This window comes from Sphingobacterium sp. SG20118, assembly GCF_044740685.1.
In the GTDB taxonomy this organism is placed as follows: domain Bacteria; phylum Bacteroidota; class Bacteroidia; order Sphingobacteriales; family Sphingobacteriaceae; genus Sphingobacterium.
The window spans coordinates 825,301-849,138 of record NZ_CP172826.1 but is presented as its reverse complement, the minus strand read 5'-3'; the positions used below and the strand labels follow the sequence as shown (position 1 = coordinate 849,138).

General features: G+C 39.8%; 13 protein-coding genes, 2 tRNA genes, 2 rRNA genes and 1 pseudogene. 7 read left to right on the top strand and 11 right to left on the bottom strand.

Going from position 1 to position 23,838, the window contains the following annotated elements; all coding sequences use genetic code 11:
• Positions 1 to 84: 84 nt before the first annotated feature.
• The 4 genes from ACFX5U_RS03905 to ACFX5U_RS03890 form a co-directional block, all read right to left on the bottom strand.
• Positions 85 to 2,971 (bottom strand): 23S ribosomal RNA (locus ACFX5U_RS03905).
• Between the two features lie 225 nt (positions 2,972 to 3,196).
• Positions 3,197 to 3,270: transfer RNA gene (locus tag ACFX5U_RS03900), tRNA-Ala, on the bottom strand.
• Between the two features lie 11 nt (positions 3,271 to 3,281).
• Positions 3,282 to 3,358 (bottom strand) — tRNA-Ile (locus ACFX5U_RS03895).
• Positions 3,359 to 3,480: 122 nt separating this feature from the next.
• Positions 3,481 to 5,010 (bottom strand): 16S ribosomal RNA (locus tag ACFX5U_RS03890).
• Together the 16S and 23S rRNA genes with 2 tRNA genes alongside form the textbook arrangement of a ribosomal RNA operon.
• Before the next feature lie 1,697 nt (positions 5,011 to 6,707).
• Between ACFX5U_RS03890 and ACFX5U_RS03885 the strand changes: the two genes are divergently transcribed.
• The 5 genes from ACFX5U_RS03885 to ACFX5U_RS03865 are packed head-to-tail and all read left to right on the top strand — an operon-like array spanning position 6,708 to position 11,886.
• Positions 6,708 to 7,055, top strand: coding sequence for an ankyrin repeat domain-containing protein (locus ACFX5U_RS03885; RefSeq protein WP_400262559.1), 348 nt, complete (start codon positions 6,708 to 6,710; stop codon positions 7,053 to 7,055).
• On the top strand, positions 7,045 to 8,217 hold the full coding sequence (locus ACFX5U_RS03880) for an ankyrin repeat domain-containing protein (protein ID WP_400262558.1): 1,173 nt from the start codon (positions 7,045 to 7,047) through the stop codon (positions 8,215 to 8,217). Before ACFX5U_RS03885 ends, ACFX5U_RS03880 begins: the two co-directional genes overlap by 11 nt.
• Positions 8,218 to 8,221: 4 nt before the next feature.
• Positions 8,222 to 8,707 (top strand): DUF2271 domain-containing protein, encoded by a 486-nt coding sequence (locus ACFX5U_RS03875; RefSeq protein ID WP_038696447.1) that lies wholly within the window; start codon positions 8,222 to 8,224, stop codon positions 8,705 to 8,707.
• Positions 8,708 to 8,713: 6 nt separating this feature from the next.
• The gene (locus ACFX5U_RS03870) at positions 8,714 to 10,897 is read left to right on the top strand and encodes a PepSY domain-containing protein (RefSeq protein WP_400262557.1); all 2,184 of its coding nucleotides are present in this window, start codon (positions 8,714 to 8,716) and stop codon (positions 10,895 to 10,897) included.
• A gap of 23 nt (positions 10,898 to 10,920) precedes the next feature.
• Positions 10,921 to 11,886 carry an FAD:protein FMN transferase gene (locus tag ACFX5U_RS03865; protein ID WP_400262556.1) on the top strand — a complete coding sequence of 322 codons (966 nt, stop codon included), beginning with the start codon at positions 10,921 to 10,923 and terminating at the stop codon, positions 11,884 to 11,886.
• A 19-nt stretch (positions 11,887 to 11,905) separates the two neighbouring features.
• On the opposite strand, the gene ccoS is transcribed toward ACFX5U_RS03865, so the two are convergent.
• The 7 genes from ccoS to ettA form a co-directional block, all read right to left on the bottom strand.
• Positions 11,906 to 12,082, bottom strand: coding sequence for a cbb3-type cytochrome oxidase assembly protein CcoS (ccoS, locus tag ACFX5U_RS03860; RefSeq protein WP_038696441.1), 177 nt, complete (start codon positions 12,080 to 12,082; stop codon positions 11,906 to 11,908).
• 24 nt (positions 12,083 to 12,106) lie between these two features.
• Positions 12,107 to 14,494 (bottom strand): heavy metal translocating P-type ATPase, encoded by a 2,388-nt coding sequence (locus tag ACFX5U_RS03855; protein ID WP_400262555.1) that lies wholly within the window; start codon positions 14,492 to 14,494, stop codon positions 12,107 to 12,109.
• Between the two features lie 9 nt (positions 14,495 to 14,503).
• Positions 14,504 to 15,880, bottom strand: a complete 1,377-nt coding sequence (gene hemN / locus ACFX5U_RS03850) for an oxygen-independent coproporphyrinogen III oxidase (RefSeq protein WP_400262554.1) — start codon at positions 15,878 to 15,880, stop codon at positions 14,504 to 14,506.
• A 4-nt stretch (positions 15,881 to 15,884) separates the two neighbouring features.
• Positions 15,885 to 16,298 (bottom strand): lactate dehydrogenase, encoded by a 414-nt coding sequence (locus ACFX5U_RS03845; protein ID WP_280570219.1) that lies wholly within the window; start codon positions 16,296 to 16,298, stop codon positions 15,885 to 15,887.
• Between the two features lie 196 nt (positions 16,299 to 16,494).
• Entirely contained in the window at positions 16,495 to 17,556 is a 1,062-nt protein-coding gene (locus tag ACFX5U_RS03840) for a response regulator (protein WP_038696432.1), read from the bottom strand.
• A gap of 6 nt (positions 17,557 to 17,562) precedes the next feature.
• A complete protein-coding gene (locus ACFX5U_RS03835) occupies positions 17,563 to 18,753 on the bottom strand; it encodes a PAS domain-containing sensor histidine kinase (protein WP_038696430.1) in 1,191 nt (396 codons plus the stop codon).
• Between the two features lie 3 nt (positions 18,754 to 18,756).
• Positions 18,757 to 20,439, bottom strand: a complete 1,683-nt coding sequence (ettA, locus tag ACFX5U_RS03830; RefSeq protein ID WP_038696428.1) for an energy-dependent translational throttle protein EttA — start codon at positions 20,437 to 20,439, stop codon at positions 18,757 to 18,759.
• A gap of 181 nt (positions 20,440 to 20,620) precedes the next feature.
• Here ettA and ACFX5U_RS03825 point away from each other — a divergent pair.
• A pseudogene (locus tag ACFX5U_RS03825) lies at positions 20,621 to 23,156 on the top strand (ATP-dependent Clp protease ATP-binding subunit).
• Between the two features lie 307 nt (positions 23,157 to 23,463).
• Positions 23,464 to 23,700 (top strand): hypothetical protein, encoded by a 237-nt coding sequence (locus ACFX5U_RS03820; protein ID WP_400262553.1) that lies wholly within the window; start codon positions 23,464 to 23,466, stop codon positions 23,698 to 23,700.
• Positions 23,701 to 23,838 lie beyond the last annotated feature (138 nt).

Here is a 23,838-nt window from a genome sequence, read left to right as displayed (position 1 = left end):
TATCCATTACGGATAAAGTGACCATCTGATCTATAGACAATTGAAAGAAAAACTAAAAGAGGAAGACAACAGTGTCTGCGTTGCTTGAGAAAGCTTCGGGTGATTAGTATTGCTCAGCTATGGTATCTCTACCTTTACACCTGCAACCTATCGACGTAGTAGTCTTCTACGGCCCTATAAGGAAGTCTCATCTCGTGGCTAGTTTCGCACTTAGATGCTTTCAGCGCTTATCTATTCCCGACGTAGCTACCCAGCCGTACACCTGGCGGCATAACTGGTTTACCAGCGGTCAGTCCATCCCGGTCCTCTCGTACTAAGGACAGATCCACTCAAACTTCCAACGCCCACAACAGATAGGGACCGAACTGTCTCGCGACGTTCTGAACCCAGCTCGCGTGCCACTTTAATGGGCGAACAGCCCAACCCTTGGGACCTTCTCCAGCCCCAGGATGTGACGAGCCGACATCGAGGTGCCAAACCTCCCCGTCGATATGAGCTCTTGGGGGAGATCAGCCTGTTATCCCCAGCGTACCTTTTATCCTTTGAGCGATGGCCCTTCCATACAGAACCACCGGATCACTATGTCCGTCTTTCGACCCTGTTCGACTTGTTGGTCTCACAGTCAAGCAAGCTTATGCCATTGCACTCCTCGTACGGTTACCAAGCGTACTGAGCTTACCTTTGAAAGCCTCCGTTACCTTTTTGGAGGCGACCACCCCAGTCAAACTACCCACCAAACAATGTCCTCGATATAACCGAGTTAGAAACCGGATACAGAAAGGGCGGTATTTCAAGGTTGATTCCATGACTCCTAGCGAAGCCACTTCAACATCTCCCGCCTATCCTACACATCCTGTACCCAATTCCAATGTTAAGCTATAGTGAAGGTGCATGGGGTCTTTCCGTCCCGTTGCGGGTAATCGGCGTCTTCACCGATACCACAATTTCACCGAGCTCATGGCTGAGACAGCGCCCAGATCGTTACACCATTCGTGCAGGTCGGAACTTACCCGACAAGGAATTTCGCTACCTTAGGACCGTTATAGTTACGGCCGCCGTTTACTGGGGCTTCGATTCAATGCTTCTCTTACGATGACATCCCCTCTTAACCTTCCAGCACCGGGCAGGTGTCAGGCCTTATACTTCATCTTTCGATTTTGCAAAGCCATATGTTTTTGTTAAACAGTCGCCTGGGCCTTTTCACTGCGGCTTCTCCATTGCTGGAGGAAGCGCCCCTTCTCCCGAAGTTACAGGGCCATTTTGCCGAGTTCCTTAGCCATGATTCACTCGAGCACCTTAGGATTCTCTCCTCGACTACCTGTGTCGGTTTACGGTACGGGTTTTTATAACCTGAAGCTTAGCGGGTTTTCTTGGAAGTCTGTTTACCTGCTCTATCAACGCCGCCGAAGCTTTGCTGTACTATTGGGTTTCAGCAGGGTCGGCGGATTTGCCTACCGTCCCTATACCTACGCCTTTCAACGAACTATTCCGTCAGTTCGCGGCAGTGTCACTACTCCGTCACCACATCGCAGTTATAAAAAGTACTGGAATATTGACCAGTTGTCCATCGGCTTACTCCCTTCGGATGCGCCTTAGGCCCCGACTAACCCTGATCCGATTAGCGTTGATCAGGAAACCTTAGTCTTTCGGTGGGCGGGTTTCTCACCCGCCTTATCGTTACTTATGCCTACATTTGCTTTTCTATGCACTCCACGACCCATTACCAGATCGCTTCACCGTAAATAGAATGCTCCCCTACCAGATGTATCTAATGATACAAATCCATAGCTTCGGTAATACACTTGATGCCCGTTTATTATCCACGCCCGGCCGCTCGACTAGTGAGCTGTTACGCACTCTTTAAATGAATGGCTGCTTCCAAGCCAACATCCTAGCTGTCTAGGCAACCGGACCTCGTTAGTTCAACTTAGCGTATATTTAGGGACCTTAGCTGATGGTCTGGGTTCTTTCCCTCTCGGCCTTGGACCTTAGCACCCAAAGCCTCACTGCCGGCCATATCTTATAGCATTCGGAGTTCGTCTGGATTTGGTAGGATTTGACTCCCCCGCACCCAATCGGTAGCTCTACCTCTATAAGACTCTATGCCGACGCTGTTCCTAAAAACATTTCGGGGAGTACGAGCTATTTCCCAGTTTGATTAGCCTTTCACCCCTACCCTCAGGTCATCCGAAAACTTTTCAACGTTTATCGGTTCGGTCCTCCATTACATGTTACTGCAACTTCAACCTGCCCAAGGGTAGATCACAAGGTTTCGCGTCTACCTCATCTGACTATGCGCCCTATTAAGACTCGCTTTCGCTTCGGCTGCGTGGCTGAACCACTTAACCTTGCCAGACAAGAGTAACTCGTAGGCTCATTATGCAAAAGGCACGCCGTCACTGCACCTGGCAGCTCCGACCGCTTGTAAGCACACGGTTTCAGGTTCTTTTCACTCCTCTGTTCGAGGTTCTTTTCACCTTTCCCTCACGGTACTAGTTCACTATCGGTCTCTCAGGAGTATTTAGCCTTATCAGATGGTGCTGACAGATTCCCACAGGGCGTCTCCGACCCCGCGGTACTCAGGGTACTGCTAGGCTAGCATTCTATACGTGTACCGGGCTATCACCGTTTATAGCTGGGCTTCCCATCCCATTCCACTTCTGTTTGCTAATGCCACATCGCAGCCCTACAACCCCACTGATGCCGTAACATCAATGGTTTGGGCTCTTTCCCGTTCGCTCGCCACTACTTGGGAAATCATTATTATTTTCTTCTCCTACGCCTACTTAGATGTTTCAGTTCAGCGCGTTCGCGTATTATACAACATACCTTCAGTATGCTAGGTTGCCCCATTCGGAAATCTTCGGATCGAACTCACATTTGCTGATCCCCGAAGCTTATCGCAGCTTATCACGTCCTTCATCGCCTCTGAGAGCCTAGGCATCCCCCGTGTGCCCTTATTTACTTTCTTCACCTCATAGCCCTTTTGCTACTATGGGTTGCTTTTTGATATATATAACCATGATGCTACGCATTAATCCGTTCGGCCTTGACCGAGGGTCTTCATAATACATCGAGCACATCACAGTATTGTCTCTACTGTTGTCTTCTCTTGTAATTTTTTTCTTTCAATATGTCAAAGAACTCTTTGTCCCCCTTATAATGAACACAATATCTTGGTGTTCGGGCAGACCTGTGGAGAATATCGGAGTCGAACCGATGACCCCCTGCGTGCAAGGCAGGTGCTCTAGCCAGCTGAGCTAATTCCCCGTATCGTTTTATGGTAGTCCCGAGCAGATTTGAACTGCTGACCCCTACATTATCAGTGTAGTGCTCTAACCAACTGAGCTACGGGACTAGCTTATCATTCTCTCTCTGGACCATCCTACAGGGATGGGCACATTTCTTCAAATGTTTCTTTTTGTTTCTATAATATAAATCATGTGTATACGTAACGAGCTTCAATCTTGAATGCTCTAGAAAGGAGGTATTCCAGCCGCACCTTCCGGTACGGCTACCTTGTTACGACTTAGCCCCAATTATCGGTTTTACCCTAACACGCTCCTTGCGGTTACATGCTTTAGGTACCCCCAACTTTCATGGCTTGACGGGCGGTGTGTACAAGGCCCGGGAACGTATTCACCGCGTCATTGCTGATACGCGATTACTAGCGAATCCAACTTCATGAGGTCGAGTTGCAGACCTCAATCCGAACTGTGAATGGCTTTTAGAGATTAGCATCATATTGCTATGTAGCTGCCCGCTGTACCATCCATTGTAGCACGTGTGTAGCCCCGGACGTAAGGGCCATGATGACTTGACGTCGTCCCCACCTTCCTCACTGTTTGCACAGGCAGTCTGTTTAGAGTCCCCGACATAACTCGCTGGCAACTAAACATAGGGGTTGCGCTCGTTGCGGGACTTAACCCAACACCTCACGGCACGAGCTGACGACAGCCATGCAGCACCTAGTTTCGTGTCCCGAAGGACTGATCCGTCTCTGGATCATTCACTAACTTTCAAGCCCGGGTAAGGTTCCTCGCGTATCATCGAATTAAACCACATGCTCCTCCGCTTGTGCGGGCCCCCGTCAATTCCTTTGAGTTTCAATCTTGCGACCGTACTCCCCAGGTGGATAACTTAACGCTTTCGCTTGGACGCTTACTGTGTATCGCAAACATCGAGTTATCATCGTTTAGGGCGTGGACTACCAGGGTATCTAATCCTGTTTGATCCCCACGCTTTCGTGCATCAGCGTCAATGCTAACTTAGTGAGCTGCCTTCGCAATCGGAGTTCTAAGACATATCTATGCATTTCACCGCTACTTGTCTTATTCCGCCCACTTCAAATAGATTCAAGTCCTACAGTATCAAAGGCACTGCGACAGTTAAGCTGCCGTCTTTCACCACTGACTTATAGGACCGCCTACGCACCCTTTAAACCCAATAAATCCGGATAACGCTTGGATCCTCCGTATTACCGCGGCTGCTGGCACGGAGTTAGCCGATCCTTATTCTTCAGGTACATTCAGCTACTTACACGTAAGTAGGTTTATTCCCTGACAAAAGCAGTTTACAACCCATAGGGCAGTCATCCTGCACGCGGCATGGCTGGTTCAGAGTTGCCTCCATTGACCAATATTCCTTACTGCTGCCTCCCGTAGGAGTCTGGTCCGTGTCTCAGTACCAGTGTGGGGGATTCTCCTCTCAGAGCCCCTAGACATCGTAGCCTTGGTGAGCCGTTACCTCTCCAACTAGCTAATGTCACGCGAGCCCATCCATATCCTATGAATATTTGATCATCGAGTGATGCCACTCGATGATGTTATGCGGTGTTAATCTCTCTTTCGAGAGGCTATCCCCCAGATATGGGTAGGTTGCTCACGCGTTACGCACCCGTGCGCCACTCTCATCAGAACTAAGCAAGCTTAGCTCTGAATCCCGTCCGACTTGCATGTATTAGGCCTGCCGCTAGCGTTCATCCTGAGCCAGGATCAAACTCTCCATTGTAAAATGAAGTGTAAGATCAAGACTATTTATAATAAATAGAATTGTCTTGTATTTTATTTCTAATTCTAAAATTGAACAGGTTGATTTTTTTTAACTTTCGTCGTTTCTCAACACTACTCGTTACGTTACATGATTATATTTTTAAAGAACTTTTTTCGCTTCCGCATCTCGCTTCGGCTATATGATGTCGGCATTGCGCCGTTATCGATCTTGTTTTGGTTCCCTTCGTTTCCGTTGGGACTGCAAAGGTAGAGATCTTTTTGGTATATCCAAAATAAATGTGAAAATTTATTTTTGGAGTCCTTTTCGATTTCTGCGTCTAAATAACATAGACCCTCTTTTTTTCAGTGTCAGCCCTTTCGAACCGACCGTTCCTCCCTTGCGGAGTGGTGCAAAGATAGACCATTTTTATATTCACTTCCAAACGTTTTCTTGCTTATTTATTGAGAAAGGGGGTAACTTGCTGTATCATTGGATGATTGTTTTTTCAAAGAGCCGAACTGAGAGCTGGATATCGATCAAAAAGCAGGTGCTATGGCCGATCGCTCCTTTATGATGGCCGATCGCATGCTTCTTATTACAGCGCTATAGATTAAGTGTGGATACGCAATAATAGACGGAAAGACCAGATTGCTCCTTGTATGTAGCATATAGTAACCACATATTGTACAGCTATAGATAAGTAGGGATGATTATCAATAGAACAGAATGTCCGATCGCTCCTTATATATAGTATAGATACTTTATCAATAAATCTGAATGTACAATAATAGACAGAAATGATTAATACTTCCTTTTCTATAGTATACCGTGCGTACATTATTGTCTCTTTATTAGAATAAGTGTGAATACGCAATAGTAGAACGAGATGCCCCCCTTTATCATAGCATACTTTGGGTTCGATCGATAAGTGTAGGTCACTATCAATAGCCCGCGAAGATAAGACCGATTATTGAGTACAACAGCAGATATTCAATATGCAGATCCTACTTGGATTATAACCTGAGTAATATGAACTAGGTACCAACTTCGGTATTAAAATAGATGTAGATTAGATATAGTTTGGTATTAATAGGGGGTTAATAGAGATATACCCCTATTAACCCTCTACCAACCCCCTATAATCCCACTCTTAATACACTATTAAAGATGAAGTTGGTACTAATTTGATATCAACGTATTATCAAGATGATTTCCGGACCTTCATAACCACCTTAAGGATTTCAATTGCCATTCGTTATGGACAACACATTAAACTCTCCCAATAAACCAACTATACACCAACTGTTACCCAAAACATCAAATAGAAAAACAAAGTGATACTTATCGGTTAGCCTGTTCATACGACAGATGAACCTATTCCTTATAATCGGAATAAGAATTGGATCCATCTCTCAACAATGACAAGAAACCTAAGAAATCTAACAACTCGCAAATCTTAAGCACAGCTTCAACCCATTATAGTCAACTTATATATAGGACCCGATATTAGATTGACACCAATGGATCCCACCTTATATAATAAGCTATCCTAAACTAAAAGGAGATCACTCGCTATTTTAATTCAACATCTATCCTCTCCATTAATTCTAAATTTAATTTTATTTTTTTTTGAAATCATATAATATTTTATAGATTTGTCTACTATTTAGATTTAGTATAAATAAAATCAACACTTAAAATATTCAACTCAAAATATGAAAAAGATATTCTTAGCAGCTTTACTTTTTTCTGCTCTATACGGGAAAGCCCAAAATAACAATACATTAATGAACGCTGACTTCTGGAAAGGTGCTCCAACACTAGCAGCAGTCAAAACTGAAATATCAAAAGGAAATAGTCCTTCTAAACCAAATGCCGCGTCATTTGACCCCGTAACAATGGCTATTCTAAATAAAGCTCCAAATGATGTTATTCAATTTTTAATTGAACAAGAAGGTAACAGCGTTACTAAAAAAACACATCATAGCCGTAGTTATCTACACTGGGCAGTATCAACCGGAAACATCGAACTTGTAAAATATCTAATAGCTCATGGTTTCTGATGTCAACTACCAAGATAGCCATGGCTACCCTATTGCGGCATATGCAGCTTCTACAGGAAATAAAAATACAGTAATCTATGATCTTCTATTTGAAGCAGGTGTCAATCCAAAACAAAAATATGAGGATGGGGCAACATTGTTATTGTTAGCAGTAGCATCGGATGATGATTTAAAAGTAACCGATTATTTTATATCAAAAGGATTATCCGTAACAGAACGCGATAATTTTGATCGAACTGCTGCTGACTATGCAGCAAAATTAGGCAACATAGGTATTATCGAAAAACTTATAGCAAGAGGTGTAAAACCTACAAATGAAGCGCCTTTCTTCGCTACGCAGGGATCAAAGCAAATTACAAACGGTATTGAAACGTATAAATATCTAGTAGAAACCCTTCATTTAGACCCTAAAGCGACAAATAAAGATGGTGCAACGATTCTTCAAGCGCTAGTTCGTAGACCCAACATAGAAATCATCAACTACTTTTTGGATAAAAATGTAGACGTTAACAAGGCTGACAAAGAGGGTAACACTGTACTTATGGTTGCTTCTGCTGGAAAAGATGCTAAGTTGGTCGAGTTATTACTATCGAAAACCAATAACGTAAATGCCATTAATGATAAAGGCGAATCCGCATTGACAAGAGCAATTGCAAGTGGTTCATCTGAAATTGCGTCCTTACTTCTAAAAAATGGAGCGGATATCAAGATCTTAAATAAGGATGGAAATAATCTAGCTTACTACTGGCTGAATTCATACACAGAAACGGCTCCTCAAGGATCTCGTGCTGCTCAAGGGGGAAATCAACAGGGGAATAATTTTGAAGAAAAGCTAACCTTACTGAAAGACAATGGACTAACAGTTACCGATCTTCAGAAAAATAAAAGCTCGCTATTGCACTTAGCTGTTGCGAAGGAAAACTTAAACCTAATCAAAAGGGTTGCTTCAATGGGAACTGATATCAACGCGCAGGACAATGATGGCATGAGTCCCTTACATAAAGCGGCATTAATTGCAAAAGACGATACTATTCTACAAGAATTGATTTCGATTGGTGCTAAGAAAGACCTTATGACGTCATTTGATGAAACCGCTTATGATTTGGCAAAGGACAATGAATTTCTTACGAAAAACAATGTATCTATCGATTTCTTAAAATAACAGTATGAAAATTTCACTAAAATATATCCTACTTATATCCGTTATCACGCTTTTCAGCGCAAATTCATTTGCACAAACTAGCAAATTCAAATGCATGATTCAAATGAATAGCTATGAAGGCGAAGGTGCTTACGTTATCATATCATTAATCAACCCTAAAGGAGCTTATGAAAAAACGCTTTCTGTTTTGGGGCCAGATAAACAATGGTATAACACCCTAAAGGAATGGCACAAGTTTCAAACAAAGTCCAACGGAAAATTGAGTGCAATTACAGGTGCCTCAGTTGGTGGAGGCGATCGTGCAATGAGAACAATTGAAATTGACGATGCAAAGTTAAACAAAGGATATAAACTACGTTTTGAATCTGCTGTTGAAGAACAAAAATATCATGTTACAGATGTCGAAATACCATTGACCGTAGAATCGCTTGCTGAACGCGCCAATGGTAAAGGATATATCCGATTTGTAAAATTAAGTAAAGTCCAATAAGTAATAATGACCTTATCCATATGGAGGTATGCACATTTAGCTCTTGCCGTAGTATCATCCCTATTTTTACTCATTCTTTCCTTAACCGGAATTATATTAGCGATAGATGCTGTTAACGAAAAAACACAAGCATACCAAGTAGAAAATTCGAGTTCCATAAACCTTGCGCAATCCATAACAGGATTGCGCAAGGTTTATCCTGAAATCATTGAAATAGCAGTCGATCACAATCAATTTGTCAGTATCGATGCTTTGGATGAGGAGGGCAATACCATAAAAGCCTATATCAATCCGATAACGGGTGCAGTATTAGGTGAAATTAAACCCAAAAGTCAGTTTATACAATGGACGACTGCATTACATCGCTCCTTATTTCTCCATGAAACAGGACGTATCATAGTCGGCATAGTTTCCTTTTTACTCTTACTGATTAGCATAAGTGGAATTGCGCTCATCCTTAAACGTCAACAAGGAATCAAGAATTTTTGCGCTAAAATAAATCGCGATTTCTTCGCTCAATATTTCCACGTTGTCAGCGGTAGACTATTCTTAATCCCAGTACTCATCATCGCCTTGACTGGGACATACTTATTTATGGCTCGCATGGATCTTATGAAGAGACCAAACGAAGAAATCAAGCATAAGCTTATAGATGGTACTGAAAATAAAAAAATAGAAGAATTCCGTATTTTTCAAGAGAACACGTTTGCTGATCTTGAAAAAATAGAATTTCCTTTTATGGACGATGATCCAGAAGAGTATTACACCCTTAAGTTTAAAGACCGCGTGGTAACCGTCAATCAATTTAATGGCGATATAATCAGGGAAGTCAAATATCCATATACCGCAGCTCTAGAAAAACTTAGTCTTGATATCCATACGGGTAGAACAAATGTTATCTGGGCAATTATCCTAGGTCTCGCTTCATTAAACATCGTTTTTTTCATCTATTCAGGATTTGTTATTACTTTCAAGCGAACAAAGACTAAGGTTAAGAACAAATATAAAGCTGATCAAGCAGAAATCATTATTTTAGTAGGTTCGGAAAATGGATCCACTTTATTCTATGCCAATCAAATACATAAACAATTGTTAGGAGATGGCAAGCGTTCTTTTCTTACCTCAATGAATCAGTACGGTAAATATCCGAATGCTCAGCATCTGATTATATTCACCTCTACTTATGGAATCGGGACAGCACCAACCAATGCCTCAAATTTTGAAGAATTGGTTCTGAAATTCCCGCAGAATAAACATGTACACTATAGCGTTGTAGGATTCGGCTCTCGAGTTTACCCTGACTATTGTGCGTACGCTGCACAAATCGACGAAATTCTAGAAAAACAGAATTGGACTACCCGATTCTTAGCGCTGCATAAGATCAATGATAAATCAATTCCCGAACTCACAAACTGGATTCATCATTGGAGTGAGAAATCATGTATAGCCCTAGCTACAGCACCTTCATTATATCAAGCAAAAGTTGACGGGATTAGAAAATTGAAAGTGATCAAAAAAACAGGTGAAGATCATGCAACATTTACAGTTTTACTAAAACCACAATCAAAACTAAAATTTGAATCAGGCGATCTCTTGGCCATTTACCCCGCCCATGATAATAGAGAACGGTTCTATTCTATTGGACAAAATAATGGGATGATTCAGCTTGAAGTAAAATTGCATGAAAATGGATTGGGTTCAAATTTTCTATACCAATTAGCGGAGAACGATATCATTCGTGCTCGTGTGATGCGTAATCCTGACTTTCACTTTCCAAAAGTGCCAGCAGTCATTATGATTGCAAATGGAACAGGTATAGCTCCATTTTTAGGAATGATCCGCAATAACAAGAACACAGCTATTCATTTATATGCTGGCTTTCGATATGATAACAGTCTGACGCAACGTTATCAAGATTTCGCTCGAGAGCAAATTGCAAATAACCACCTCAATACATTTCACTTTGCTTATTCAAGAGAGCAAGAGTCACAGTATGTCATGGATCTCATTAAGCAGGATGTTCTTCTGTTCTTAGCACATTTAGAAAGTGGAGGCGTTATTATGATTTGTGGATCACTCCGTATGCAACGCGACGTGGAGCAAGTTATTGAAGAAATAACGTTATTACATAAAGATAGCGCATTAAGTCATTATAAGGAAAGCAATCAAATCTTAACAGATTGCTATTAATGTAAATCGTCACGCAACAGATTATGAAGTTTTTGTATACGCTCGTTACTTTCCTACTTTTCCATTACAGCTACAGCCATGCACAAATTGTCGTGAGGCAACAAACTACTTTGATGGGCTCTGTATTTGAGATTACTGTGGTTGACCACGATAGCACAACAGCGCATCATCATATTGATTTGGTAATTGCTGAAGTATCGCGAATTGAGAATCTCATATCAGAATGGCGACCCGAAAGTCAGATTTCAGAAGTTAACCGCAATGCAGGAATCAAACCAGTAAGGGTAGATCGCGAAGTTTTTAATTTGACAAAAAGGGCAATTGCATATGCACAACTTTCCAATGGGGCTTTCGACATCAGCATCATTGCTTTAGACAAAATCTGGCAATTCGACGGATCAATGACGGCATTACCTTCAGAAGAAGTAATTCGAAAATCGATTGAAAAAGTAGGTTATAACCACATTATTTTAGATAGCATAAATAGCAGTATTTACCTCGCCTTGCCGGGTATGAAGATTGGTTTTGGATCAATTGGAAAAGGCTATGCTGCCGATATGGGTAGAACTTTGATGCAGGCGAAGTCTGTTAAAGCAGGAATCGTAAATGCTTCTGGCGATATCGCCACTTGGGGTCTTCAGCCTAATAACAAACCTTGGTTAATCGGGATTAAAAATCCCTTTAAGTCTTACAAAACGATTAAAATACTGAAGATGAAAGAAAGTGCTGTTGCAACATCAGGTAATTACGAGAAGTATGCTGAGATTGATAACAAACGATATGCCCATATCATCAATCCAAAAACGGGTATCCCTGCAACCGGCCTAACGAGTGTTACGATCTATGGTCCATCAGCAGAATTTGCCAATGCATTAAGTACGTCCATTATGGTCCTAGGCCAAAAAGAGGGTGTAAAATTGGTTAAAAGATTCCCCGATTACGACTACCTATTTATTACAGATAAAGGCAAGGTGTTAAAGAGTAACTAGGTACTCCTCATGCCCACTACTATTTTTTAAGCACCTGCTTAGGTTCTATCTCTTCCAAATCATCATCAAATAAAATACGGACAGAAGGTGTATAGGTATCATCATGCTGTCCTGTTTTATTAGCCCAAAAGAATGCCCCTAAAAATATTAAAGCAAGAAATACACTACATCCAATCAACATAAAAATAATACTCATACCTTATTTTATTTAATAAAATCACTATAAGCCTCTCCTCTTGGCATACCAATGTGTCAACAAGCTCGTAAAAGATATAATGGTGACAGTGCTGATGGGCATCAATATCGCAGCAAATAATGGCGACATCTCACCTTGGACGGCAAAACTCAACCCAATGACATTATAGAAAAGTGAAATACCGAAACTCAAATGTATCACACGTACCACATCTTTACTAAAGTCAAAAAATTGCGGCAATTTTTCGAACGAAGCACCATCCAAGATTGCATCGCAACCAGGTGAAAAATTATTGATATCATCACTAACTGCGATTCCCAATGCGGCAGCCTTCAATGCACCAGCATCATTTAAGCCATCACCAAGCATACAGATATGTCTTCCATTTTCTTGGATTAAGTTTATAATTTCCAATTTATTCAATGGCGATTGATTAAACATGAGTTGGGCTGTTGGTGGAAAAAGATCCTTCAAAACATCTTTTTTATGATCATTATCACCAGAAATCAAATGCAGATCGTATTTTTTCAAGTTATGTATAACACCCGATAATCCTGGACGCCATGACTGTTCCATGGAGAAACAACCTTTTACTTCACCATTGATCGCAACAAATACGTGGGATTCTTCACCAATAGTTTTAGAAGCACCGACAAACCGGGCGCTCCCTATCTTAACGATCGCTCTACCAATATGCGTAACCGACCCCTCACCTACACTTTCCTGATAGCTATTTACCGGGACAGCTTCTATATCCTCCATCCATTTGACGATCTCTCTGCTCAAAGGATGACTTGAATTACGACAAGAAGAATATACTAATCTTTTTTCCTCTGCGGTTAAGAAACCTTCAAAAGCAATCCCATTCACCATTGGGGAAGAAATTGTTCCTGTTTTATCAAAAACTACGGTATCGACCGTAGCCATCTGTTCTACTGTTGCTGCATTTTTGGCATAAAATTTATTTCGATCGAACACACTTAAAGCGGCTGCAAGGGTAAAAGGAGAACTTAATGCCAATGCACAGGGACAGGCAATAATCAATACTGCTGTAAAAGCACCCCAAGCCTTGTTGCCATCTTGGTCTATCATCCAAAATACTGTCGCAGAAACAGCAATCAATAATAAAACAATCGTAAAATATTTACTGATGTACCCAATAAAGGTTTGGAATGGCTTATCGTAGTGTTTATAATTTTCATTATTCCACAATCTGGTTAAATAAGACTGGGATACAGACTTGACGACCTCCAACTCGATGGCTTTAGCCGTTTGACGCCCTCCTGCATAGATGACTTCACCCAAAGTTTTGGCAACTGGTTTTGATTCTCCTGTTACAAAACTAAAGTCTATACAAGCTTCTCCATTTAACAATAGCGCATCAGCAGGAATTATTTCATTATTACGTACCAGAATACGATCTCCGACCTGTAGGTCAGCAAGCTGAATCGCTTTTTCTTTTCCGTCGACTATCGTGGTGACTGCCACTGGAAAATAACTCCTATAATCCCGTTCAAAAGATATATGATGATAGGTTTTTTCCTGTATCCATTTTCCTATCAAAATAAAAAACACCAAACTACATAACGTATCTGCAAAGCCTGCTCCTGACTGCGTGATGACATCATACGCAGTACGCACAAATAAGATAAAAATCCCTAAGGCCAATGGTACATCCAGATTTAATCTTTTTTGGCGAATACTTAGAAATGCAGATTTAAAATAATCTGATGCACTATAACACAGTACAGGTATCGCAAATAATAAATTTGCATATCCAAAAAACAAAGAATATGATTTTTCAAATGCTGCAAGTCCGAAATATTCCGGAAAACTCAACATCATGGAATTTCCAAAACAAAACCCCGCAACTGCTATTTTAGCAATTAATGGATTTGAATTCGCTTTTTTCCCTTCTTTAACGATATCCTGCAAGGTAACTTTAGGCTCATAGCCAATGCTTATCAATAAGGCGACAAGATTACGAAGCGATAGATCTTGGTGTTTAAATGTGATGCTCGCCTGTTTTTTCATAAAATCGACCTGCGAGGATAGCACGTTTGGATTTATTTTATATAAATTTTCTAACAACCAAATACAAGAGCTACAGTGAATTACAGGGATATAAAAAGTAACGATGGTAATCTGCTCCCCTTTAAAATCAATCAATTTATCAGCAATTACCGGTTCATCTAAGTATGCCAGATTTACAATTTCCCCTTTATTCGATTTACCAGGATGTTGATTGTAGCGGTAATAACTTTTCAGATTATTATCATGTAGAATCTGGTATACCGTCTGACAACCTAAACAACAAAAATCATGATCATCGTACCTATAATCGCTCGAAAGAAGCGCGTCACCACAATGAAAACAAGATTGATTTACTTGGATATCCTTAATTTCAACCATTGTCTTATCTTAAATAGCTTGACTAAATAATTTCTTTTCTCCCTTAGACTGTTGGAGCTTCAAATCAAATTGCATACATACATTCCTCAAAAAGGACTTACCTAATGGAGAAATCGTGATAATATCCTCTTCCACCGTAACCAATCCTTCCAATATCATCACTTCCAATCTATTTAAAATCGCTTCATTGAAAGGAAACCCGCTCACGAACTTTGTTTTTCCTTTACACATGAGGTTCAGGATATACCGCCTAATGACCAAATCTTCTGGATCAAGTAGGTGCCCTTTCACTACAGGGATTTCATTTTGTGCTAACAGTTTTTGATACTCTTCGACACTTTTCACATTTTGCGCAAAACCATCCCACGAATCACTGATAGATGACACTCCCAAACCAATAAGAAGTGGACGATAACGATCGGCATATCCCATAAAATTACGATGGAGTCTTTCTTGCTGAAAGGCAAGAAACAACTCATCACCTATCCTAGCAAAATGATCCATCCCGACATCCTCATATCCAGCCTCTTGTATTAATTTCTTTCCAGCTGTATATAGCGCTAATTTTTCTTCGCCTCTTGGTAGATCTTCTTCTGTATAATGACGCTGCCCAGGTTTAATCCAAGGGACATGGGCATAACTATAAAAAGATATGCGATCCGGATTCAGTTTTAGAGATGCTTTTAGCGTATCGGTTATGGTCGCTAGGTTCTGTTTAGGCAAACCGTATATTAAATCAAAATTAATAGAAGTGTAGCCAAGTGTACGTGCCTCTCGCATCACACGCTGCACATCTGCCACTTCCTGTTTTCTATTAATTGTGAATTGTACTAATGGATCAAAATCTTGAATTCCTAAGCTCAATCTTCGAAAACCTAATTGATACAAAACAGCTAAGTGCTCATAAGTCGTATTACCCGGATGCGCTTCGAATGAAAATGACGCATCTTTAGCGATTTGAGCTTGTGCTTTAATACCGTTAATCAGTTTTGCAAGATGTTCTGGTGCAAAAAAAGTAGGGGTTCCTCCACCGAAGTGAATTTCAGAGATCAAAGGCGCACCATCCTTCAATATTGCTGTATACATCCCCCACTCTTTTAGTAAACTAGTTATATATGGTATTTCAACCCTATGGTTTTTTGTAATTCTTGTATTGCATCCACAGTAGGTACATAGACTTTCACAAAACGGAAGATGGATATAAAGACTTATTCCGGCATCTTTCGATTTTTGATAGGAATGGTAGACCCTTGTAGACCATTCATCAGGAGAAAAATGATCATTATCCCAAAAAGGAACGGTTGGATAACTCGTATAACGTGGAGCTGCAACATTGTATTTTTCGATTAACGCTTGCAGTCTAGATTCGCTTGTATTGTCTATCATGAACCTATGATTTTACAGGACAATCTTTCAAACAGCAACAAGCGGTACCTACGCATTTTCCTGCGCCCCACAAATTCAAATTACGGATCGTTTGTTCTGCAATTCCTTTTGGACTTTGATCTTCAAATGGCGTATTGGCTACTTGTATATCTAAATTTCCCGCTTCCACCAAATCAATATGATCGGTTCCTAAGGTGCGTGTCATAATTCTGGCCACCCCCATACTTTTTAAGGTCTGCATCATGGAAGACTTCAAAATATCAGCTCCCGAAATGACCACAACATCCTTTCCTGAAGCATACACTTTAGTTTCTTCATTAAGGCCATTGGCGATTAATGTCAAATCATGCATTTTGCCATTGGCTACTGCTAACAACTCCTTTTCATGAGTCTGAATACTATAAACAACTACTTTCATGCGATCTCTTTTGAAATTCTAAATCCGAATAAAACAAAAGTAAATAGACTTCAAATTCTTACACATGAAGTTGGTCAGTTAAAAAAGTGATCTTCGTCACATATTTAAGCGATAATGGTCAATGGTCTAAAAATATAAAAGGGGTGGATTCTTTTGAATCCACCCCTTTTATATTTTATAGCCAGCAAAAAATGCGCTATTGCTTAATATTTCGAAGTTTTTTAACCGATATAATACGGATTGCACTTTTCTCTTTAGCAATTAGATCTTCATCTCGAAAATCAGAAAGAATACGAGAAACAGTTTCATTTGCAGTACCTGCAATCGTCGCTATTCCCTCTCTGGATATCTGAATAACACATTCATCGTCATTCCCCAGGTCCATACTTTTTTCAACAACACTGATTAAGGCATTTGCGATTCTTTTACGAACGGTACCATAGGCGAATCCCAGCAGCTGTTCTTCTTTTCCCCTGATATTACCCGTTAGTAGTTTAATAAACTTTCCTGCTATCAGTGGTTTTCGGTACATCAATTCAAAAAAATCTTCCTTACTAATGAGTGCAATTTCAGATTTATCAACAGTTTCCACATTATCGGAGTATTTCTCATTCAATAACATGGCTTCATAACCTAGATATGTACCTGCTAACTGCATATCTGTAGAAAGTTCACGTCCATCTTCATAACAAAGAAAATTTCTGACAGTTCCACTTATTACAAAATAAACGAATACTGGAGAATCTCCTTGTTCGTAAATGGGTTGCTTTTTTTTAAATACTTTAACACGCGATTTATCGACCAATTCCTTTAACAGGAAATCTTGTTCTTCAGAACTGAGGTACAAAGAATTCTTGATGGTGATGGCCTCTCCAATTTGTCCACGTTTTTTAAAACGAACGTCTATCGCATTTAGCAGTTCGACGTCATCAAAAGGTTTTGTTAGATAATCATCAGCACCCAATTCCATCGCTTTTCGCATATCCGAGCGTTCTGCTTTAGCAGTCATAAAGATAAATGGAATATGAGCCGTTTCTTCGTTTTTACTGAGAATATATAAAACCCCATAACCATCCAATTCGGGCATCATAATATCGCACAATATCAAATCAGGTAAATGAGTGGTTGCAAGTTCCACTCCAGAGCGTCCATTTTCTGCAGCGATTACATGATATTGACCGGTTAACTCCAAAATCTCTGTCGCTCCCTCTCGGATATCTGAATTATCTTCTATAATTAGTATTGTCTTCTTTTCCACTTACAACTATTTTTCTTGCGTAAATATCATCTTAAAAAAAGCTCCTTCATTAATGGCAGATTTATATTCCAATGTGCCCTCCATGAGGTGAACATAGCGTTTCACGATATTCAATCCAAGTCCAGTACCCGGAATATTACCCGTATTATGTGCTCTAAAAAATGGTTCAAATAGATTGACCTGTTCCTCTACAGGAATACCAATGCCATTGTCTCGCACTTTTATAATACAGGTATCCGCGTCAACTATCGTATTAAATTCAATGAAAGTGTCTTCTCCGGAATATTTTATGGCATTTGAAATCAAATTGACAACTGCATTTTTCAATAAGTTAGCGTCCAGCATAAATATACCAACGGCACCGGTATGTTGATAGATGATATGTTGATTTTTCTTACAGATCAATTGCATCTCTTCAGTAATTTCTTCTGCTAATTCGACTACATTAATCATCTTTTTATCAACCGTGACCACTCCAGCTTCGAGCTTTTCTAAGGAAAGAAAATCATTTAAGATGCTCGTTAGTAATTGAACTGAACCTTTGATCTTGTTGGTATGTTTTAGCACACTAGCAAAATCGGGTTTTTCGATATACTTATCGATTAAGGCTGCGGATAATTGCACCGAACTCAATGGCGTTCTAAACTCGTGTGAAGCCATGGAAACGAACCGCGATTTTAACTGACCAAGTTCTTTTTCTTTTTCCAAGGATTTGGAGACTTCAGCCTTTGTTTTTTCCAACTCCGACACCAGCATAATCAAGTCCTTCGTTCTTTCGCTTACTTTTTGCTCCAGTTCAACGGCGTGTCTTTTCAGTCGATTTTCTGCCAGTTTCTCTCGTGTAAGGTCATGAATAAATCCGGTAAAAATATTTCTTCTTTTATACCATACCTCACTCACAGCCAAACGAAACGGGAAGGTGGTTCCATCTTTTTTCCTTCCAAGAACCTCCCTTCCTATCCCGATTATTTTTTTATGACCTGTACTTTTATAATTACTGATATAGCTATCGTGCTCACTATGGTACGGCTCGGGCATTAACATCGAAACATTATTGCCTATTACCTCTTCTCCAGTGTAACCAAATAAACTAGAAGCTGCCGGATTGATAGATTCTATAATACCGCGATTATCAATGGTAATGATCCCATCGATAGCATGATCAATAATCGCCTCTAAAAGCTTCGCACTGTCCATGAACTATTTTACTAATTTTTTATATTTAAGACGATGTGGTGTAACATCACCAAGTCTTTTCTTTCTATTTTCTTCATATTCCGAATAGTTACCCTCGAAGAATCTCACTTGAGAATCACCTTCAAAGGCTAGAATATGTGTACAGATACGATCTAAGAACCATCTATCGTGGGAGATGACTACAGCACAACCACCAAAGTTCTCCAACCCTTCTTCTAAAGCACGTAAGGTATTTACGTCAATATCGTTGGTAGGCTCATCTAAAAGCAGTACGTTAGAACTTTTCTTTAATGTAATTGCCAAGTGTACACGGTTACGCTCACCACCTGATAAAACACCTACTTTCTTTTGTTGATCGGCACCGTTAAAGTTGAACTTAGAAACATATGCTCTCGAGTTTGACGAGCGATTGCCCAGCATGATATTTTCATTACCATCGGTAATATTTTCCCATACTGATTTCTCAGGATCAAGGTCATCATGGTTTTGATCTACATATCCAATAACAACGGTTTCACCTACTTTAAATGTACCTGTATCCGGTTGCTCCTGACCAGTGATTAGGCGGAATAAAGTTGTCTTACCAGCACCATTGGGACCAATAATACCTACGATACCAGCAGGAGGAAGTGAGAAACTTAAATTTTCAAATAAAATACGGTCACCATAGGCTTTAGAAATATTATCCGCCTCGATCACGACATTTCCTAAACGCGGTCCTGGCGGGATGAACAGTTCTAATTTTTCTTCACGATCTTTCGTTTCTTCAGATGCTAATTTATCATAGTTATGAAGACGCGCTTTAGATTTGGCATGTCTCGCTTTTGGCGCCATACGTACCCATTCCAACTCGCGCTCTAATGTTTTCTGACGTTTTGATTCTGTTTTCTCTTCTTGCGCTAAGCGTTTTGATTTTTGATCCAACCAAGAAGAGTAATTTCCTTTCCAAGGAAGACCTTCGCCACGATCCAACTCAAGGATCCAACCAGCCACATTATCCAAGAAGTATCTATCGTGGGTAACGGCAATGACAGTTCCTTTATATTGTTGTAAATGTTGTTCTAACCAATCAATAGACTCTGCGTCCAAGTGGTTGGTAGGCTCATCCAACAATAAAACATCCGGTTCTTGAAGTAAAAGACGACACATTGCTACACGACGACGCTCACCTCCTGACAAATTGGCAATCTTCGCATCTGGTTCAGGACAACGTAAAGCATCCATTGCGCGTTCTAATTTCGAGTCAATTTCCCAAGCATTAGTCGCATCAATAATATCTTGAAGCTCACCTTGTCTGTTTAATAGCTTATCCATCTCATCTGCATTTTCATACACTTCTGGTAAGCCAAATTTTTCATTAATTTCTTCGTATTCTTTTAAGATAGCAGTTATTTCAGCAACACCCTCTTGGACAATTTCCAAAACAGTTTTTTCAGGATCCAAAATAGGCTCTTGCGCTAAATAGCCAACAGAATACCCTGGAGAGAAAACAACTTCACCTTGGAATGATTTATCTAAACCGGCAATTATTTTTAATAATGAGGATTTACCCGAACCATTAAGACCGATTACACCAATCTTTGCACCGTAGAAAAAAGAAAGGTAAATATTTTTTAAAACTTGTTTTTGAGGGGGGTAGATTTTGTTGACACCCGCCATTGAAAAGATTATTTTTTCGTCTGACATACTAATCAATTATACTTTATTTGGACAATAAATACACACAAATGTAAACTTTTATACTGACATTTTGATCGAATTTGTAGGATGGCTTAATTGTTGATAAATATTACTAAAATATTAAGGATTGATAAAGTAAATTTATTACATTTATATCATTCTGGTCATTAAAAGAAAGGTAAATTACATGGAAGCAAAATTTTCACCGCGCGTAAAAGATGTCATATCGTACAGTAGAGAAGAGGCTTTGAGATTGCGTCACGATTATATTGGTACGGAACATTTATTGTTAGGTCTGATTCGTGAAGGTGATGGCATGGCAATCAAGATTCTGAAAAATATCGGAATCGATACTGCAGCTTTACGTCTATCTGTAGAGGAGGCCGTGAAAAGCTCATCTGTATCTCGCGCTCCTATTGGCAATATGCCACTTACAAAACAAGCAGAAAAAGTACTTAAAATCACATATTTAGAAGCTAAGATTTTTAAAAGTGAAATCATAGGAACAGAACATTTATTATTGGCAATTTTAAGAGATGAGGATAATATCGCTTCTCAAATATTGCAGCAATATCAAGTGAGTTATGATATCTTCAAAGCGGAAGTAGAACAAAATAAGACAACAATTCGTGATGAGGCTCCAGGATCGTCGACTGGTGATGACGATTACCCTGAGGAAGAGCAATTCATTCAACCTAAAAAGGTCTCTGATATTAAATCTAAAACTCCGGTTTTGGATAACTTCGGACGTGACTTAACAAAAGCCGCAGAGGAAGGTCGTCTTGACCCTATCGTAGGTCGTGAAAAAGAAATAGAACGCGTTTCTCAAATTTTATCACGTCGTAAGAAAAACAATCCGTTGTTAATCGGAGAACCGGGTGTTGGTAAATCTGCGATTGCAGAAGGACTTGCACTACGTATTGTACAACGTAAGGTATCACGTGTTTTATTCGGAAAACGAGTTGTCACACTTGACTTAGCCTCTTTAGTTGCTGGCACGAAATATCGTGGTCAGTTTGAAGAGCGTATGAAAGCGGTGATGAACGAATTGGAGAAATCACCTGATGTGATCTTATTTATCGATGAAATTCACACTATTGTGGGTGCTGGTGGAGCTTCGGGTTTCATTGGATGCATCCAACATGTTCAAGCCAGCATTGGCGAGGGGTGAAATTCAATGTATCGGTGCTACAACATTAGATGAGTATCGCCAATACATCGAGAAAGATGGTGCTTTGGATCGTCGTTTTCAACGCGTAACCATTGAGCCAGCGACTCATGATGAAACGATTGAAATTTTAAATCGTATTAAAGAAAAATACGAGGAGCATCATAATGTAAACTATACTCCTGAGGCTATTGAGGCTTGTGTAAGCTTAACGACTCGTTATATAACCGATCGTTTCTTACCTGATAAGGCTATCGATGCATTGGATGAGGCTGGTTCTCGTGTGCATTTGACGAACATACATGTTCCACAAACGATCATTGATATCGAAGAGAAAATCGAAGAAATCAAATTAGAGAAAAATCGTGTGGTGCGTAGTCAAAAATATGAAGAGGCTGCTAAGTTACGTGACACTGAGAAAAAACTGTTGGAGGAACTCGACCGTGAAAAATTAGCATGGGAAGAAGAAACTAAAGCGAAACGTTATGTCGTAACTGAAGATAATGTTGCTGAAGTTGTTTCGATGATGACGGGTATTCCTGTACAACGTGTGAGCCAAACAGATAGCCAAAAGCTATTGAACATGGGTGACTTGATGAAAAATAGAATCATTGGACAAGATGACGCTGTACATAAATTAGTGAAAGCTATCCAACGTACACGTGCAGGTTTAAAAGACCCGAAAAAACCAATCGGTTCATTCATCTTCCTTGGTCCTACTGGTGTTGGTAAAACCGAGCTAGCAAAAGAGTTAGCGCGCTTTATGTTTGATTCTCAAGATGCGTTGATTCAAATCGACATGAGTGAGTACATGGAGAAATTTGCGATTTCCCGTTTAGTGGGAGCGCCTCCGGGATATGTGGGTTATGAAGAAGGTGGACAATTAACAGAGAAAGTCCGTCGTAAACCATACGCCGTCATCTTATTGGATGAGATTGAAAAAGCACATCCTGATGTCTTCAACTTATTATTGCAGGTATTGGACGAAGGTCAATTGACAGATAGTTTAGGTCGTAAAGTTGATTTTAGAAATACAATCATCATCATGACTTCAAATATCGGAGCACGTCAATTAAAAGAATTTGGTCAAGGTGTTGGTTTTACCACTGCGGCAAAAACTACACAGGCGGATTCACATTCTAGAACTGTTATCGAAACAGCTTTAAAACGTGCATTTGCTCCCGAGTTCTTAAACCGTATTGATGATGTAATTGTCTTCAACTCGTTATCTAAGGAGAATATCTTCAAAATCATTGATATTGAATTGCAATCTCTTTTTGGTCGAATTACAGATTTAGGCTATACGATAGACTTGAGTGATGTTGCTAAAGATTTTATTGCAGAGAAAGGATATGATACTAATTTCGGAGCCCGTCCATTAAAACGAGCAATCCAGAAGTATTTGGAAGATCCAATCGCTGAGGAAATATTAAAAGGTGATATCAAATCTGGCGATCGTCTAAAAGTCGATTTAAATGCTGAAACGAAAGAAATTGAAGTAGTTGCCGATCGTTCTGAAAGACCAATCGAGCCTGCTGATAAGAAAGAAGATTAATAGAATTTGAGTTATTTATAAAAATGCACCATTAGTGGTGCATTTTTTGTTAGAAGTGTTAATAGAATGTTAAACTTCTTCGTTAATCAGGAGTCATACTAAAGAGCAAACAAGAAAAAAACTAGAGATATGAAAAGAATTTTATTAGCCCTATTAATAGGTGGTGCAACCTTAACTTCGCTTAGTTTCTTGCACGAAGGAGTATATTACACAAGGAAATGATATTTTAGATGGCTTTAGCTATGTATATCCTGTTAAATCCAATCAGTGGAAAAAAGATGGAAACCTTTACAGTATAGAGATTGCTGTGAAAAACTTAGATGAACAATATTACGAGGATGGGCATGTTAGTGTAGCTGTAAACTTTGCAGGATCTGATGCCTATGAAATGATTCCTTCTGAAATATTTGGTCATGACTATTCATCTAACTATTCAATTGGTAAAGTGCGTATTTTTGCGAAGGATGTAAGTGGTTTAACTCCACAAGCTCCTGACGATATGGCTATCAAAATTGTTTTGACAGACGCCGAAATTGGTAATTAATCATACTTAGCAAAGAATAAATGCCCCTACTTAAGGGACATTTATTCTTTGAATCTAGTACAGCGACCACTATTGCTTAGTTTCATTACTAAACTAAATAACTATAAAATTATCGTACCCTATTATCAAGAGATTTGC

Excerpts from the sequence above, each read along its gene's own strand:
- ACFX5U_RS03875 (WP_038696447.1), top strand. The coding sequence starts at position 8,222 with ATGAAAATTTCACTAAAATATATCCTACTTATATCCGTTATCACGCTT.
- ACFX5U_RS03880 (WP_400262558.1), top strand. The coding sequence starts at position 7,045 with ATGGTTTCTGATGTCAACTACCAAGATAGCCATGGCTACCCTATTGCG.
- ACFX5U_RS03835 (WP_038696430.1), bottom strand. The coding sequence starts at position 18,753 with ATGGACAGTGCGAAGCTTTTAGAGGCGATTATTGATCATGCTATCGAT.
- ettA (WP_038696428.1), bottom strand. The coding sequence starts at position 20,439 with ATGTCAGACGAAAAAATAATCTTTTCAATGGCGGGTGTCAACAAAATC.
- ACFX5U_RS03885 (WP_400262559.1), top strand. The coding sequence starts at position 6,708 with ATGAAAAAGATATTCTTAGCAGCTTTACTTTTTTCTGCTCTATACGGG.
- ACFX5U_RS03865 (WP_400262556.1), top strand. The coding sequence starts at position 10,921 with ATGAAGTTTTTGTATACGCTCGTTACTTTCCTACTTTTCCATTACAGC.
- hemN (WP_400262554.1), bottom strand. The coding sequence starts at position 15,880 with ATGATAGACAATACAAGCGAATCTAGACTGCAAGCGTTAATCGAAAAA.
- ACFX5U_RS03855 (WP_400262555.1), bottom strand. The coding sequence starts at position 14,494 with ATGGTTGAAATTAAGGATATCCAAGTAAATCAATCTTGTTTTCATTGT.
- ACFX5U_RS03870 (WP_400262557.1), top strand. The coding sequence starts at position 8,714 with ATGACCTTATCCATATGGAGGTATGCACATTTAGCTCTTGCCGTAGTA.
- ccoS (WP_038696441.1), bottom strand. The coding sequence starts at position 12,082 with ATGAGTATTATTTTTATGTTGATTGGATGTAGTGTATTTCTTGCTTTA.
- ACFX5U_RS03845 (WP_280570219.1), bottom strand. The coding sequence starts at position 16,298 with ATGAAAGTAGTTGTTTATAGTATTCAGACTCATGAAAAGGAGTTGTTA.